This window comes from Photorhabdus bodei (assembly GCF_003287735.1).
Classification (GTDB): Bacteria; Pseudomonadota; Gammaproteobacteria; order Enterobacterales; family Enterobacteriaceae; genus Photorhabdus; species Photorhabdus kayaii.
Genome location: NZ_NSCM01000025.1, coordinates 45,716 through 61,202, shown reverse-complemented (window position 1 = coordinate 61,202; position 15,487 = coordinate 45,716). Strand labels below are relative to the sequence as shown.

Genomic DNA, 15,487 nt, shown 5'->3' with positions numbered 1-15,487 from the left:
CCATCATTTAATACGTGGCGTTAGAGAGAACAACAGACCGCGTCCAGCTGAGTAGGATGGAGTGGAGACAAATAACAGAGAATTTCACTCTCTAAATTTTATGACCATAAGATCACGATATTTATCATATGAACATGAATAAATGTGATAAATATCACATAAAATAGCTAATTAATCGCTATCAGTTCCGATTTTTCATAATTGAATTCTTTAATTAATAAATCGCTCAATCGCTCCTTTTTCAATCGAAAAATTTAACCTGTCATGGGTTGTCACTCCCAATAACAGGCAATAAATCTCTGCGGGTTTATTTTCAATGCTGGCCTTTTGCGACATCCTCGCATTGGGCAAAGATTTACGGGGCAATTGTTAAGAACTGGCAATAAATTGCTCACGCAATGCCTGAACCTGATCCCGAACACTCGCCGCCTGTTCAAATTCAAGATCCTGCGCATGCTGGTACATCTTCGCTTCCAGCTCGCGGATTTTGCTTTCCAGCTCTTTGGCAGACAGGTTGCTGAATGTTTCCGCTGTGGCAACCGCTTTACCTCTGCCCTTTCTTTTGCCACCCGCTGACTGCCCAATTTGCAGAATATCACTAATTTTCTTATTCAGACCTTTTGGAACAATACCGTGTTTTTCATTAAATATCTGCTGTTTAGCACGCCGGCGTTCCGTTTCACCAATAGCTTTTGCCATTGAATCAGTGATCTTATCGCCATAAAGGATCGCTTTACCATGCAGGTTACGGGCAGCACGCCCAATCGTCTGAATTAATGAACGTTCAGACCGCAGGAAACCTTCTTTATCCGCATCAAGAATGGCCACCAGAGAAACTTCTGGCATATCCAGCCCTTCCCTCAGCAAGTTAATTCCCACTAATACATCAAACTCACCTAAACGAAGATCCCGAATAATTTCCACACGTTCGACAGTATCGATATCCGAGTGCAAATAGCGAACCCGTTCACCGTGCTCTTCCAAATACTCGGTTAAATCCTCCGCCATTCGCTTAGTCAATGTGGTGACCAATACCCGTTCATTTTTCACCGCACGAATACGGATTTCAGACAGTAAGTCATCAACCTGTGTCGCGACAGGACGCACCTCCACTTCCGGATCAAGCAAACCCGTAGGACGCACCACCTGTTCCACCACATCGCCACTGGATTTTTCCAATTCATATTTGCCCGGCGTAGCCGAAATATAAATGGTCTGTGGAGCCAGTGCTTCAAATTCTTCAAACCGAAGTGGACGATTATCCAGCGCGGAAGGCATACGGAAACCATATTCCACCAGCGTCTCTTTGCGGGAACGATCCCCTCGATACATCCCACCAATTTGCGGGATGGTAACGTGCGATTCATCCACTACCAGCAAACCATCAGCCGGGAGATAATCAAACAGTGTCGGCGGCGGCTCCCCTTCGGCACGGCCAGAGAGATAACGGGAATAGTTTTCAATGCCGGAGCAATAACCCAATTCATTCATCATTTCCAAATCAAATTGGGTACGCTGCGTAACACGCTGTTCTTCCAGCAGTTTACCATTTGCCAGCAATACCTTACGCCGCTGCTCAAGCTCAATTTTAATCGCTTCCATTGCCTGAATAATACGCTCACGCGGAGTAACATAGTGGGTTTTCGGATAAACGGTATATCGTGGAACATGATATTGAATCTGTCCCGTTAGCGGATCAAACAGTGATAACCGTTCTACTTCATCATCAAATAGTTCAACGCGCAGGGCATGCTCATCAGATTCAGCCGGAAAGATATCAATCACTTCACCACGAACCCTAAATGTCCCTCGCTGGAATGCCTGATCATTACGGGTATATTGCAATTCAGCTAAACGTCGCAGAATGGAGCGTTGGTCAATCATCATACCGTTGGTCAGGTGGAGCATCATTTTCAGGTAACTATCAGGATCACCCAAACCATAAATAGCCGATACAGACGCAACGACAATCACATCTCGCCGCTCCAACAAAGCTTTTGTGGCAGACAGGCGCATTTGTTCAATGTGTTCGTTCACGGAAGCATCTTTTTCGATAAAAGTATCGGAACTCGGCACATAAGCTTCCGGCTGGTAATAATCGTAATAGGAAACAAAGTACTCTACGGCATTTTCTGGGAAAAAGTCCTTCATTTCGCTGTAAAGTTGAGCCGCTAGTGTCTTGTTCGGAGCAAGTACCATCGTTGGTCGGTTTAAATTGGCTATCACATTAGCGACAGTAAATGTCTTACCCGACCCAGTTACCCCTAACAAAGTCTGGTGGGCAAGCCCGTCTTCTAAGCCTTCTTGTAATTGACGGATGGCCTCTGGTTGATCACCCCCCGGTTGGAAGTCAGAATGTAATTTGAACACCTTACTCATCGGTATCTCACTTTCCTAACATTAAGTTAGCCTATAATACTGGATATAAAACCAGCTTCAAGTTGATTTTATAAAAACGGACTCAAGTAGGTCACTTCCCTATCAATTAAACATCCGTTGATATCAAAATAAATACCATTTTATCCCCAAAATTATCTTGATTTTTCCATTTTTTATATGATTGGCTGAAAGGTGACAACATGGGACATCATCACAGGTTAGACAGGGCTTGATTTTAGTTATCTTATTGATATTTAATAAAATTAAAACAAAGACGAGAATAACATCAACCTTGACGAAAGCCGCGTATTTTCTTGCGTCGCGTAACTTTTCTAAGTCTAATACACAAGGTTATCCACAGGAATAGTGGATAACTCTACAAACCCTATTAACTGTACGAGGTTGCAACATCATGCCACAAAATAGGTATCCTCTACCGATAAAAATTTTTACTATTTTTTTAACCTTTATCTCAATTCTTCCTTTCAAAAAAATGAATAAATTTGCTGAAAAAGTAAGAATTTTCTCACGGAAATTAAACATCAATAAATTATATTCTTTCAATATCACCAGCATTAAAGGTAGATAATTGTCTATTTTTTCTGTAGACTGAGCGAAAAAAACTGCCTTTTCCGCACCAAACAACAGTAAAAAACATGGGTTAGATTGGAATTTTTATTCAATAAGAAATAGCCGGTGAACAGTTTCCGTATGAAATCTGTTCCTCAAGAGGAGAGTCGTGTTTTACCTAAGCAGAAATAGGATTCTCTGCTTCCTACGCTTTCAGCAATAGCAGGTTCAATATCATCAAATGAATTCACATCAGCATATCTTCTATTCTACAAAACAAACTTCATCGTGACCGCTCAAAAAAAATGATAGATACATAAATATCAAATCGACACTGCCCTCGTAAAACGTCCAATATTCTACTGGCTATTTTCGATCGAAAAACTTACTTTGTACCTATCATCCACAATTTCAATCGATTGCTGTTCCAAAGCATCTTTATACTGCCATTTCCTGGTGTTTTAACTGTGTTATCATTTTATTAATTTACTAATTTCAGTCCTGATGTTTATTTAACTTCCTCTATTTTCTTGAAATTCCCTAGTGCTAAAAAAATAATCCACTTCCAAACTCGAAGGATAAAGTAGCTCTTCCCCGAGAGATTTATAATAAGAATAATATTTTGTTTGATGCTATCTGATACCCCAAAAACACATCAACACAACTTAACATTATTATAATAAAATCCATAAAGTCAACACAAAAATAAACATAAAGTTCAGTTTTGTGTAAACTTTATAATAAATTTTACTTAATTATATGATTTAACTTTCATTTTTAGAATATAAAGGTAAATCCATGAGCATTTTCTGATATAGGATGTGCTAATATAGATAATCATAAAAATAAGATATTAAAAGTAAAATCAATAAATTATCACAATGGGTGGTTTTTTCACACTGGACAATACCATCAAGTAATATATAGTAATGCTGTTATCTTTATATAAAGGATTCTCATGAAAACGTCTAATGCACAGCGAAAAACAAATATCATTAAAAATATAGAATATTTGATACGTACCCGTGGAGAAACCAAGAGCTCTTTTTCCAATCGAACAGGATTGACCCGTACCACCATTTATAAAATCCTGGAAGGACAAGTCAATAACGTTCAACAATCTACTGTTCTTCGGATCTCCGATTTTTTCGGTGTTTCCTGTGAAGAGATAGAATATTATGACCTTGAACAATTAGAACGGCTCAATGAAACACTTTCAACCGAAGGCAATAAAAACCCTTCGGCTATCCCTATCGTCCCACAATCTGAATTTCTAGCCGTTTCTGAGAAAAAAATAGGTCAGCTTGTTACCGAGTATCCGCTTACCTATTTCTTTGGTGATGAATCAAACATGTTGGCTCTTAAAGTCGAATCGGCAATAGAAGATACATTCATACCCGGTGAGGTGATCATTATAAAACGTCCCCCCGCATTAGTCACCAATACGCCATTATTGTATTACTCTAAGGAAATTGGGTTCTTTATCCGGCAAGAGAAAAATGATGACAGCCTCGATAGGAAACCCTACAAAAATGCTTACTTTTTAGGCTGCATCGTAGGAGAAAGACTATAAATGACGGTAAATCAAAAGTTTAAGTTACTGGGATTTTCAAGGTATGGTAAATTATCGGCAAATGTCATGGTGCTAGCGACAGGTAAGACCATTACTATGGGGTTAAAAGAGCTCGCTGACAGTGATATTTCAGAAGATCTGAGCAGACATGAGCTCAGTACGATATATCGGAAACTATACAGCCACAGTAATATCGTAACAGCTTATGAACTTGGGGATCGTCATGAGCGTTCATGGCAAGCCTATTTACTCATTAGCATCGCACTCAGTGTTATCTATATTTTCTCTACCATATGTGGTGTGAAGCCCATTCATATCCCGATCCTTAATATTGTCACGCCTCCTGGGGTTTTTATTTACCCTATAACCTTCTTACTGGTCGATATTCTAAACGAATTCTATGGATTACGTCTGGCAAGAAGAACGATTATTATCTCTTTTACAGCGAACTTATTATTTGTTCTAGGGCTTTGGGGAACCGCACTGATGCCAGGTGTTCCTGGATGGGAGTTTGGTACGACTTATAATGGAATAGTGAATAGTATCGTATCTGTATTACTGGCATCATCTCTTGCTTATTTTATCTCTGAGAATATAAACTCGTATCTCCTCTGCAAAATAAAATCTCTCACAAACTCAAAGTATCTTTTCCTGCGAGTAATAACCAGTACTGTTATCGCTTCAGCATTCGACAGTATCATATTCTGTTCAATCGCTTTCTATGGTGTTCTCGGCATAGACATCATAAAAGAAATGATTATCGCCCAGTTCCTCATTAAAGTGGCTTATTCTATCTTGGGTGTAGGCCCTATTTATCTGGTAAGGAAGATATTCAGAAATTATATAAATCGGCCAGCAGATGCGCCAGTGAATAAAAAACTCGCTGAAGTATAAATAGAGATAACGTTTTTTCAAAATAGAGCAAACTCGTTGAAAAATATTATTTTTATGCCGGAATGTCATTCCGGCATATTGTCCTAAAATAACCTATACCCTATGGATTTCAAGATGCATCGCGACGGCAAGGGAGTGAATCCCCGGGAGCATAGCGAACTATGTGACCGGAGTGAGCGCAGCCAACAAAGAGGCAACTTGAAAGATAACGGGTATAGATATGAGTAGTGTAATCATTCATCATGACATTGAAATAACATTCCACCAGATTAAATTTTCAAATTAATTATTCAGTAATTTTAAATCTATATATTCCCCTAAATGATTAAAATATTCTTGCGTTAAATGAGGAATCGTACCTAATAAAGGAGCCGGTAACATACGCTCTAATGTCGCCAAATATTCTTGCTGACGTTTGCCTGCGGGTTCAACCTCATTAGCTATCCAGCCTGCAAAATGTAACCCTGAACCTATAATAGCTTCCACGGTAAGTAGCGCATGATTAATACAGCCCAACTTCACCCCCACTGCCAAAATAACCGGCAGTTGCTCTTTAACCACCCAGTCAGCAAAAGTCACCGATTCTGATAAAGGGGTATACCAACCACCAGCGCCCTCAACTAAAACCCAGTCTGATTTCTTTTCTAACTGATGCAACCCCGTAGACATAACAGTAAAATCAATAGGTTGATTCAAATCATCACTGGCAATATGGGGTGATGTTGCTTCAACAAATACTAACGGATTCACTTCTTCATATCGCAAAGATACAGAACTATTTGCCAGCAATGCCAGTGCATCGGAATTACGAATACCTGCCGGTGTTATTTCACTACCAGAAGCAACGGGTTTATAACCTGCTGTTTTATATCCTGCTTTAGTTGCCGCTTGTAACAAAGCACAACTTACAACTGTTTTACCCACTTCGGTATCTGTACCTGTCAAAAACCAGCGCTTAGTCACGATGAATCACTCCAAAAACAACCTGATAGCTAAGAGGTAACTGTTCATTTTCTCGTGGATAAGCCTGTTCCAGAGCAGTCAGTCGTCCACGCGTCATCAGTCCTTGCTGTCGCCCATAATGAAGGTGAGTCGCGCCAATCCCTTTCAGAGAACCCAATAACGGCAATATATGAGAATATTGCTGGCGATAAACCTGACTAATAAGACAATGCCGGAACCCTTGACAGGCATCTTTAATTGTCTGTTGCGGTAGGAACTGATTAATATGCTGATAGTTATCAACCACACTCCAAGCTTGCTTCAATTCATGCAATGAACCTTTAGCCAAGGTGGAAAATAGAATTAATCCACCAGGGCGGGTTACCCGATAAAGTTCTCTTAAAGCGCTGGATAAATTATCACACCACTGAACAACCAGATTACTGAAACAGATATCAACACTGTTGTCAGCAAGCCCTAAATGTTCAATATCCGCTTGTAAATAATAGTCAGCCGCCAATTGCTTACGGGCATGAGCTAACATGCCTGATGCTAAATCCAACCCAATAACCTGTTTCCCCTGTTGTCGCCAGCGGTGACTAAAAAAACCCGTACCGCAACCAGCATCCAATATTAACTGACCAGGATGTCCAGCGGCTTGTTGCATGAGGAATTCACCGGTTTGCTGCTGTAATTTCGCTACCACATCATAATTGGCGGCCGCTCGTCCAAACGCTCCAGCAATCGCCTGTTTATTGGCAAATTCAGCTACGGAACCCATGCAACGCCTCCATCAACATATCAATATCCTGTGGCATATGACTGGCCGTCAAAGTAATACGTAATCTGGCGCTGCCCGGTGGTACTGTTGGTGGGCGGATGGCTTTAACCCAAATCCCTTTTTGTTGCAGATACTGAGACAAGGACACACTCAGCTCATTATCACTCACAATCAATGGCTGAATTGCGGTAATTGAATCTGTCAGATTGAATGGCAGTTTCTGAGCTTGCCGGCGGAAGTAATTGATATTCTGCTGTAATCGTTGGCGCAATTCATCACCAGATTGTATCTGCCGAACAGCTTCAGAAAGCGCCTGAGCCTGTGCAGGAGGCATAGAAGTGCTGTAGATCAGATGACGGGCATACTGAATTAGATATTCTGCCGCCTGCTCATCACAAAGCACCGCCGCACCACTCAACCCAAATGCTTTGCCAAAAGTGACAATCAAAATTTCCGGCTTGATTCCCTGTTGCCAACAGCTTCCCCTTCCCTGCTCACCACAGACACCAATACCGTGAGCATCATCCACCATTAACCAGTTGCCAGAAATTCTGGTTTGCTGATGAATATCGGCTAGCGGTGCGCAGTCACCATCCATACTGAACACACCTTCGGTTACCACCAGCGTCTTTCCAACACAAGGCGTTGCCAGTAAATTTGCAAGTGATTCAGGTTGATTATGCAGAAAACGCCGTAGCTGAGCGGGGGAATGCATAGCCGCTTCCATTAATGAAGCATGACTCAGGCGATCGGCAATAATCCGATCCTGTTCCGTCATTAACGCGGCAATGACCCCCTGATTAGCAGAATACCCCGAAATAAACAGTAATGCTTTTGGATAACCCAGCCAGTCAGCCAATTGTTGTTCCAATAGCTGATGAGCCTTTGTATAACCCGTAATATGACCGGAACCTCCACTACCAACACCATATTGTTCAGCTCCCCGCTGCCATGCGGAAATGATTGCGGGATTTGCACTTAACCCAAGGTAATCATTACTGGAAAAATTAAGATATTTGCCATCAGTGGCATACAGGAAACGCCCATCTGATTTCTGATTGACCTGCCGCTGACGCCATAGCGAAGTGTCCCGACGCTCAGACAATTGTCGGGAAAGATAAGATGACCAGTCCATTATAGTGCCGCATTATAAAATTGTTCGTTATCCGCATTGATAATGGCTTCTGCCAAATGCTGCTGTTGCTGATTATCACCAAATGCTGTCTGAGTCTGCTGAGGATTAATGCCCAACTTGCGAAATAGTTGTAAATCTTTATCTTCCGCAGGGTTAGGTGTAGTGAGCAACTTACAGCCATAGAAAATAGAATTAGCGCCAGCCATAAAACACATTGCCTGTGTCTGCTCATTCATCTGTTCACGACCTGCGGATAACCGAACATGAGAAGACGGCATCATGATCCTGGCAACAGCAATCGTGCGGATAAAATCGAAAGGGTCTACATCTTCGTTCTCAGCCAATGGCGTGCCTTTGACCTTAACCAACATGTTGATGGGTACACTTTCCGGCGGTTTTGGCAGATTTGCCAGTTGAACCAATAACGCGGCCCGATCACGTATCGCCTCACCCAGACCAACAATACCACCAGAGCACACTTTTATTCCGGCCTCTCGTACTTTATCAAGGGTATCCAACCTGTCCTGATAGGTCCGAGTCGTAATGATGTTGCCATAAAATTCCGGGGAGGTATCAAGGTTGTGGTTGTAGTAATCTAATCCTGCATCCGCCAGCCGCTGCGCTTGTAACCCATTGAGCATGCCCAGTGTCATGCAGGTTTCCATTCCCAATGCTTTGACTTCCTTAACCATTTTCTCCAGATAAGGCATATCCCTCTCATGGGGATTTTTCCACGCGGCACCCATACAAAAACGTGTTGAACCCGCATTTTTAGCCTTACGAGCAGAATCAATCACCTGTTCCACTTCCATCAACCGCTCTTTTTCAAGACCTGTTTTGTAACGGGAGCTTTGCGGGCAATATTTGCAATCTTCCGGACAAGCCCCGGTTTTGATGGAAAGTAGTGTACTGACCTGTACTTGCTGTGGGTCAAAGTAAATACGATGAACCTGCTGTGCTTGAAATAATAATTCGAAAAAAGGTTTATCAAACAGTTCTTGCGCCTGCTTAATTGTCCATTGCTTACGCTCAATCACAATAACATCTCCAGTGTAAAAAAAGTCTAGTCAGTTTAAATAATGCCGCTATACTGTCAACCAATTTTAATAAAATTGGTTTACGTTAAGCTTTATGACTTCTTCTGATATTGAATTTGATCTACACCATATTTGGCATCCCTATACCTCCATGACCAACCCTCTTCCGGTTTACCCTGTCGTTGGCGCTTCTGGGATGGAAATCGAGTTGGCTGATGGCCGTAAGCTAGTGGATGGTATGTCTTCCTGGTGGGCCGCCATTCATGGATATAACCATCCGGTACTGAACCAAGCCGCTAAAATTCAGATTGATCAGATGTCCCATATCATGTTTGGTGGAATTACCCATCCACCCGCAATCGCACTTTGCAGGCAATTAGTGGCAATCTCCCCGCCATCATTGGAATGTGTTTTTCTGGCTGATTCAGGTTCTGTCGCAGTGGAAGTGGCTCTGAAAATGGCATTGCAATACTGGCAGGCAAAAGGTGAGAAACGCCAGCGTATTTTGACATTACGCCACGGTTACCACGGTGACACATTCGGCGCTATGTCTGTCTGTGATCCCGACAATTCAATGCATAATCTCTACAAAGGCTACCTGCCACCCCATCTGTTTGCCGAATCGCCTCAGTGCGGGTTTGATTCTCAATGGGACGAGCGAGATATCATGCCATTTCGCACTTTGCTGGAACAGCATTCCCTTAATATTGCCGCGGTGATCCTTGAACCTATCGTACAGGGTGCTGGAGGAATGCGAATTTATCATCCTGAATATCTGCGTCAGGTCAGAATGCTTTGTGATCAGCACCGGATTCTATTAATTGCAGATGAAATTGCCACCGGCTTTGGCCGCACAGGAAAATTGTTTGCTTGTGAACATGCTGAAATTGAGCCAGATATTTTATGTGTAGGGAAAGCGCTGACAGGCGGCTACATGACACTATCAGCAACACTGACAACCCGTAAGATAGCCGAAACGATTAGCAATGGTGAAGCAGGCTGTTTTATGCATGGCCCAACGTTTATGGGCAATCCATTAGCTTGTGCCGTGGCAGAAGCCAGTTTGAACTTGTTATTACAAATCCCTTGGCAACAACGTATTAAATCAATTGAAAACCAATTAAAGACTGAGTTGATGCCACTAAAACATCATGAAAAAGTGGCTGATGTTCGGGTATTAGGTGCAATTGGCGTCGTGGAGATGAAGCAATCCGTGAATATGGCGGTGCTACAACACTATTTTGTTTCTCAAGGTGTCTGGATAAGACCATTTGGCAAGCTGATTTATTTGATGCCGCCTTATATTATTCAACCAGAGCAACTTTCACGCCTGACAAAGGCTGTCTCTGGTGCACTTATTATGTGAATCTACCGTTGTTGAAAGTTATGAGAAGTGCTTAAAGGTTATCCGGTGGATCAATCCATCTAATTTAAAACTGTTATCCATTATTGAAAATAACATCAAAATGAGTGAATTATGCAGTATTCATTCTCTTTGGAAAAATAAACAATTATCCACGGGGCTATCATCTCTACCAATAATAACAGGATGGGGGGATGAAAATAAACTATACCCGTCATCTTTCAAGTTGCCTCTTTGTTGGCTGCACTCACTCACCCCGGTCACATAGTTATCTATGCTCCCGGGGATTCGCTCCCTTGCCGCCGCGATGCATCTTGAAATCCATAAGGTATAGATGTTACTCATATAGGAGAAATAGTAAAAATAGTCGATACCCGATATGCCTTGATAAAAAGCCAAAAGGATAAAGCTATATTTTTTGCCAACTCTAACGATATGAAAAATAATATTCAAAACTATAGTACTGGAACACTGGTGAGATTTACCCCAGAAGCGAGTAAGAATCAATATCCCAATGCAAAAAATGTTGAACAAGCTTAACTTCATTAGCGTGGCTAACCATAAATAAACGCAACAAATCATAGTGAAAAACTGTTTGCAAATTTATTTCCGCATGTACAATCCGACGAAAATGGCAATTTCAATGCAAAAATCTTGTAGAAAACTTTCACAAGAAATTTTGCAACAGAAATGACCAGAAAATTTAGTGGATGAGTTTAGTGCAACCGAGCAGACACAGAAAACCATTTCTGCATCTGTCCGGTTGTATGACTGCGAAATTTGGAGTTGTATTAGCTCAAACTTGATCTGATAATTACCGGTTCTTTACATCAATGTCTACCAGATTAAACCGTAACTAGCACATATACCCGTCATCTTTCAAGCTGCCTCTTTGTTGGCCGCGCTCACTCACCCCGGTCACATAGTTATCTATGCTCCCGGGGATTCGTTCCCTTGCCGTCGCGATGCATCTTGAAATCCATAGGGTATACAACCGCCGTTAACACCCAACAATCTTATCAAATTCACAGGGCCAGCACCGTGACCCACATTGGGCCTTTACCTACTGGATAATGCGCCAATTCAGTCAATTTACCGGTATATTTATCAATAGAATAGACTGAAATATGGTCAGATTTTTGACCGGATGCAATCAGATATCTTCCACTCTGATCGATAGCAAAACCACGCGGCTGAGTTTCAGTTTTATAGTGCCCAGCCAGCGCCAAATTAGAACCATCTTGTGAAATAACAAAATGGCTGATCAAACTTGAAGTCCGTTCACTGGTATAAAGGTGACGACCATCCGGTGTAATATGAATATCAGCAGACCAACGAACACCGGCTAAATCCGCCGGCAATGAATCAATCGTCTGAATAAGCCGGTATTTTTCCCACTTGCGATAAACATCCACCGTAGAATCCAGTTCATTAATACAGTAAATCACCTGCTGATTTGGATGAAATGCCATATGACGAGGACCCGCACCCATTGCCGTAGTGATTTCCTCAGCGCGTTTTTCTGTTAGATAGCCCTCTTCTGCCATCTCAAAAATACGGATGCGATCTTCTTTCAGACAAGGAACCAATAGTTGTTTATTATCCCAGTCAATATTAGCCGAATGCGGTGCTTGCAAACCTGCGATAACCTGAACAGGTTCGCCCACAATACCTTGATCATCAATTAGGCTGACACTCAAATTGTTATAACTATAGGAGGCAGAGAATAGAAAACAGCCCTGTTTATCAGTAGAGATATGAGTCGGGCTACCCGGTATTGATGAAATCCCCTGTTGTACCAGTTCTCCTCTAGAACCAATCTGGTAAGTGACAATACTGAATTGTGGTCGGATGCCAACATAAAGATGTTTACGATCCGGGCTAACCACCATGGGTTGTACTTCCCCTGGTACATCAACTGTCTGAATGAGTGATAACTCACCTTCATTATTCAAGCTCCAAACATGAATCTGACAACTGTTTGGACTCGCCGTATAAACCACTTGTTTCATCTTCACTCCTTAATTATCCATTACCATTTTATTGTGCTGTAACGACTCGATTGGTTTTATCGGTTAAACTCACCGCACAATTGGTGTAGCTTTATTCAGTTCTAATGTAATATCCTTACATTATATATAGTTATGAGGCTAATTTATGTCATATCGCATCATTGCACTGGATCTGGATGGTACACTACTCAATCCTCAAAAAAATATCCTGCCAGAATCACTCATTGTACTAAATGAAGCACGTAAAGCTGGTATTAAGGTGCTAATTGCCACTGGTCGTCATCATGTTGCTATCCACCCTTTTTATCAGGCTTTGCAACTCGACACTCCTGCCATCTGCTGTAATGGTACTTATCTGTATGATTGCCATGAAAAGAAAGTCTTAGCCTCAGACCCACTGTCAACTCAGGAAGCTATAAAAGTTCTCACCCACTTAAAAAACACAGATATTCACCGTCTGATGTATGTAGATGATGCCATGTTATATGAAGAACCGTATGACACAGTTGTCCGTACCATAAAATGGTCTGAAACCCTACCTGAATCTCAACGCCCAACCATGCGACATGTTAATAGCTTTCAACATGCTATTGACGAAGTACAGTCTATCTGGAAATTTGCAACCTGTTCTCCTGATTTGGCAAAACTGCGGGAAGTGACTGCACAAATCGCAAATGACACAGGTCTTTCGTGTGAATGGTCATGGTTCGATCAAGTGGATATTACCAAGAAAGGTAACAGTAAAGGTACGCGCTTGAAACAGTGGGTTGAATCACAGGGAATGAAGATGAAAGATGTCATTGCTTTTGGTGATAACTTTAATGATCTGAGCATGCTGAAAGCCGCCGGACTCGGTGTCGCCATGGGTAACAGTGTGGATGCGATTAAAGAACAAGCCGATCTGGTAACACTGGATAATACTCAGCCAGGTATTGCCGAAGTTATTCGCAAGTATGTCCTTTAATTGCTTGTCTGACAAAATGACTGTCCGGGGAACCCTCCGATAAGCTCCCCGTTGTTATTTATAGCAGAGACTACAGTTGCCGATTAAGAGAAACACTTTTTATCTGAGCATAAAGCCACTGCCCAGACCGCAAATTAAGTTCATCCCTTGCCCACGGAGTGATCCTTGCCCATAAATAGTGGCCACTCAACACCAATTTGACATCAATGTGTCCATCATCATCAAAGAACTCAACCACTTTCACCGCTAAAATATTACGGATACTACTGCCGCGAGGAGGTTCCAGTACTAATGAAACATCTGAAGCATCTATTCTGATACGCAAATCGGTTCCCGGTTGAACATCAATTTTCGGCAACCATAAAGCCTGGTCAGCTAATGCCACCGCTGTCATTTCATAACGATTATGGTGTTCAACCATTGAAACATTCAGAATACTGCTAAGCGTCTCTTTTTGTAACCAAAGACGTAATGCACTACTGGACCAAACCTCTTCCAATTTTCCCGTTGCCCTGACTTTTCCGTTATCCATGACGAGTACATTTTCTGCCAGACGAAGAATCTCATCCAGATTATGGCTGACATATAAAATCGGGATGTTGACCTCTTCAGAAAGCTTTTCAAGATAAGGCAGTAGTTCTCTTTTACGGGGGAGATCCAGCGATGCCAACGGTTCATCCATTAACAACAGATCCGGTGCCGTCAATAAAGCACGACCAATAGCAACCCGCTGCTTTTCACCGCCGGACAAGGTAAGAGGAAAACGTGATAGTAAGTGCCCAATTCCTAGCAAACTAACAATGCTATCAAATTCTGGCTTCATCTCCGGAGAGATCCCGTATTGGAGATTACCTTTTACTCGATAGTGAGGAAAAAGCCGGGCATCCTGAAAAACATAGCCTATACGACGCTGCTCTGATGGCAAGCAGATACCTTTTCCAATATCCACCAACACATGATCATTAAGGGCAATCCGCCCTTTCTGCGGGCGTATCAAGCCGGCAATAACATTTATCAGTGAAGTTTTCCCAGCGCCTGAAAGACCAAAAACAGCCGTGATCCCCTCAGTGGGTAGCTGTGTATTGACCTGTAAATGAAGATCACCAAGTTGTTGCTCAAAATCTAGCTCTAACATGTTGCTCCCAAACGTCTCCTTCCCCAACGGGTTAGCCATTCAGAAACCATCAGTGACATCAACGCTAGAATAATGGCAATGATGCACAAACGAGCCGCAGCCGTTTCTGCTCCAGGTGTTTCAATCAAGGTATACATTGCCAGAGGGATCGTCCGCGTTTCGCCTGGAATATTGGATACAAAAGTGATAGTTGCGCCAAATTCACCCAATGAACGGGCAAATGCCAACACAGTGCCCACAATAATCCCAGGCAAAGAGAGCGGCAATGTGATAGTAAAAAATACTTTCAACGGATTCGCACCCAAAGTACGAGCAGCCTGTTCCAGTCGCCGATCAACACCTTCCAGCGCCAGACGTATCGCCCTGACCATCAACGGAAAAGCAACAATAGCAGAAGCCAGCGCAGCACCACGCCAACTGAACGCAAAGCTGATGCCAAACCAGTCATATAACCATTCACCGATAAATCCACGACGTCCCATACTGATCAGCAGCAAATAACCCACTACCACGGGTGGTAACACCAGCGGCAGATGGATAATGCTGTCAAGTAATGATTTACCGGGAAACTGGAAACGAGCAAGAATCCATGCCATCAAGATCCCAAATGGCAGACTAAGTAACACTGCCATACCGGACACTTTCAGGCTCAAGATGATGGCTTGCCATTCGTATTCACTCAACATCGCCAAAAAATTTATT

The 15,487-nt window shown here is 42.3% G+C and carries 14 protein-coding genes; 4 read left to right on the top strand and 10 right to left on the bottom strand.

Annotation, left to right across the window (positions count from 1 at the left end; translation table 11 throughout):
- Window positions 1–369: 369 nt before the first annotated feature.
- Window positions 370–2,379: an excinuclease ABC subunit UvrB gene (gene uvrB / locus CKY02_RS14445; protein ID WP_112895811.1), complete on the bottom strand. Its 2,010-nt coding sequence runs from the start codon at window positions 2,377–2,379 to the stop codon at window positions 370–372.
- A gap of 1,528 nt (window positions 2,380–3,907) precedes the next feature.
- Between uvrB and CKY02_RS14440 the strand changes: the two genes are divergently transcribed.
- The gene (locus tag CKY02_RS14440) at window positions 3,908–4,522 is read left to right on the top strand and encodes a helix-turn-helix domain-containing protein (protein WP_112895810.1); all 615 of its coding nucleotides are present in this window, start codon (window positions 3,908–3,910) and stop codon (window positions 4,520–4,522) included.
- Window positions 4,523–5,416 carry a queuosine precursor transporter gene (locus CKY02_RS14435; protein ID WP_112895809.1) on the top strand — a complete coding sequence of 298 codons (894 nt, stop codon included), beginning with the start codon at window positions 4,523–4,525 and terminating at the stop codon, window positions 5,414–5,416.
- 282 nt (window positions 5,417–5,698) lie between these two features.
- Here the strand turns inward: CKY02_RS14435 and bioD are convergent, their stop codons facing one another.
- From bioD to bioB, 4 genes are read right to left on the bottom strand one after another with little or no spacing between them, the layout of a single operon-like run.
- Window positions 5,699–6,379, bottom strand: coding sequence for a dethiobiotin synthase (gene bioD / locus CKY02_RS14430; RefSeq protein WP_112895808.1), 681 nt, complete (start codon window positions 6,377–6,379; stop codon window positions 5,699–5,701).
- Window positions 6,372–7,139: a malonyl-ACP O-methyltransferase BioC gene (bioC, locus tag CKY02_RS14425; protein ID WP_112895807.1), complete on the bottom strand. Its 768-nt coding sequence runs from the start codon at window positions 7,137–7,139 to the stop codon at window positions 6,372–6,374. The genes bioD and bioC overlap by 8 nt, the downstream gene beginning before the upstream one ends.
- A complete protein-coding gene (gene bioF, locus CKY02_RS14420; RefSeq protein WP_112895806.1) occupies window positions 7,123–8,274 on the bottom strand; it encodes an 8-amino-7-oxononanoate synthase in 1,152 nt (383 codons plus the stop codon). Before bioF ends, bioC begins: the two co-directional genes overlap by 17 nt.
- Window positions 8,274–9,311, bottom strand: a complete 1,038-nt coding sequence (gene bioB / locus CKY02_RS14415; protein WP_112876161.1) for a biotin synthase BioB — start codon at window positions 9,309–9,311, stop codon at window positions 8,274–8,276. Before bioB ends, bioF begins: the two co-directional genes overlap by 1 nt.
- A gap of 94 nt (window positions 9,312–9,405) precedes the next feature.
- On the opposite strand from bioB, the gene bioA reads away from it, so the two are divergent.
- A complete protein-coding gene (bioA, locus tag CKY02_RS14410) occupies window positions 9,406–10,677 on the top strand; it encodes an adenosylmethionine--8-amino-7-oxononanoate transaminase (protein ID WP_112895805.1) in 1,272 nt (423 codons plus the stop codon).
- 120 nt (window positions 10,678–10,797) lie between these two features.
- Here bioA and CKY02_RS24730 read toward each other — a convergent pair whose 3' ends face one another.
- From CKY02_RS24730 to pgl, 3 genes are all read right to left on the bottom strand, one after another.
- Complete coding sequence (locus CKY02_RS24730) at window positions 10,798–11,127, bottom strand: hypothetical protein (protein ID WP_205068468.1); 330 nt, start codon at window positions 11,125–11,127, stop codon at window positions 10,798–10,800.
- A gap of 403 nt (window positions 11,128–11,530) precedes the next feature.
- Window positions 11,531–11,668, bottom strand: a complete 138-nt coding sequence (locus tag CKY02_RS24725) for a hypothetical protein (RefSeq protein WP_162120729.1) — start codon at window positions 11,666–11,668, stop codon at window positions 11,531–11,533.
- A 31-nt stretch (window positions 11,669–11,699) separates the two neighbouring features.
- Window positions 11,700–12,686 (bottom strand): 6-phosphogluconolactonase, encoded by a 987-nt coding sequence (gene pgl / locus CKY02_RS14400; RefSeq protein WP_112895804.1) that lies wholly within the window; start codon window positions 12,684–12,686, stop codon window positions 11,700–11,702.
- A 145-nt stretch (window positions 12,687–12,831) separates the two neighbouring features.
- Here pgl and CKY02_RS14395 point away from each other — a divergent pair, with 145 nt between their 5' ends.
- Window positions 12,832–13,650, top strand: coding sequence for a pyridoxal phosphatase (locus CKY02_RS14395; RefSeq protein ID WP_112895803.1), 819 nt, complete (start codon window positions 12,832–12,834; stop codon window positions 13,648–13,650).
- A gap of 70 nt (window positions 13,651–13,720) precedes the next feature.
- Here the strand turns inward: CKY02_RS14395 and modC are convergent, their stop codons facing one another.
- Window positions 13,721–14,785, bottom strand: coding sequence for a molybdenum ABC transporter ATP-binding protein ModC (gene modC / locus CKY02_RS14390; protein ID WP_162120727.1), 1,065 nt, complete (start codon window positions 14,783–14,785; stop codon window positions 13,721–13,723).
- A complete protein-coding gene (modB, locus tag CKY02_RS14385; RefSeq protein ID WP_112895801.1) occupies window positions 14,779–15,471 on the bottom strand; it encodes a molybdate ABC transporter permease subunit in 693 nt (230 codons plus the stop codon). Before modB ends, modC begins: the two co-directional genes overlap by 7 nt.
- Window positions 15,472–15,487 lie beyond the last annotated feature (16 nt).

Bases quoted from the DNA above. Each gene is read 5' to 3' on its own strand.
- bioF (WP_112895806.1), bottom strand. From the start codon at position 8,274: ATGGACTGGTCATCTTATCTTTCCCGACAATTGTCTGAGCGTCGGGAC.
- bioC (WP_112895807.1), bottom strand. From the start codon at position 7,139: ATGGGTTCCGTAGCTGAATTTGCCAATAAACAGGCGATTGCTGGAGCG.
- modC (WP_162120727.1), bottom strand. From the start codon at position 14,785: ATGTTAGAGCTAGATTTTGAGCAACAACTTGGTGATCTTCATTTACAG.
- pgl (WP_112895804.1), bottom strand. From the start codon at position 12,686: ATGAAACAAGTGGTTTATACGGCGAGTCCAAACAGTTGTCAGATTCAT.
- uvrB (WP_112895811.1), bottom strand. From the start codon at position 2,379: ATGAGTAAGGTGTTCAAATTACATTCTGACTTCCAACCGGGGGGTGAT.
- bioA (WP_112895805.1), top strand. From the start codon at position 9,406: ATGACTTCTTCTGATATTGAATTTGATCTACACCATATTTGGCATCCC.
- modB (WP_112895801.1), bottom strand. From the start codon at position 15,471: ATGTTGAGTGAATACGAATGGCAAGCCATCATCTTGAGCCTGAAAGTG.
- CKY02_RS14440 (WP_112895810.1), top strand. From the start codon at position 3,908: ATGAAAACGTCTAATGCACAGCGAAAAACAAATATCATTAAAAATATA.
- CKY02_RS14435 (WP_112895809.1), top strand. From the start codon at position 4,523: ATGACGGTAAATCAAAAGTTTAAGTTACTGGGATTTTCAAGGTATGGT.
- CKY02_RS14395 (WP_112895803.1), top strand. From the start codon at position 12,832: ATGTCATATCGCATCATTGCACTGGATCTGGATGGTACACTACTCAAT.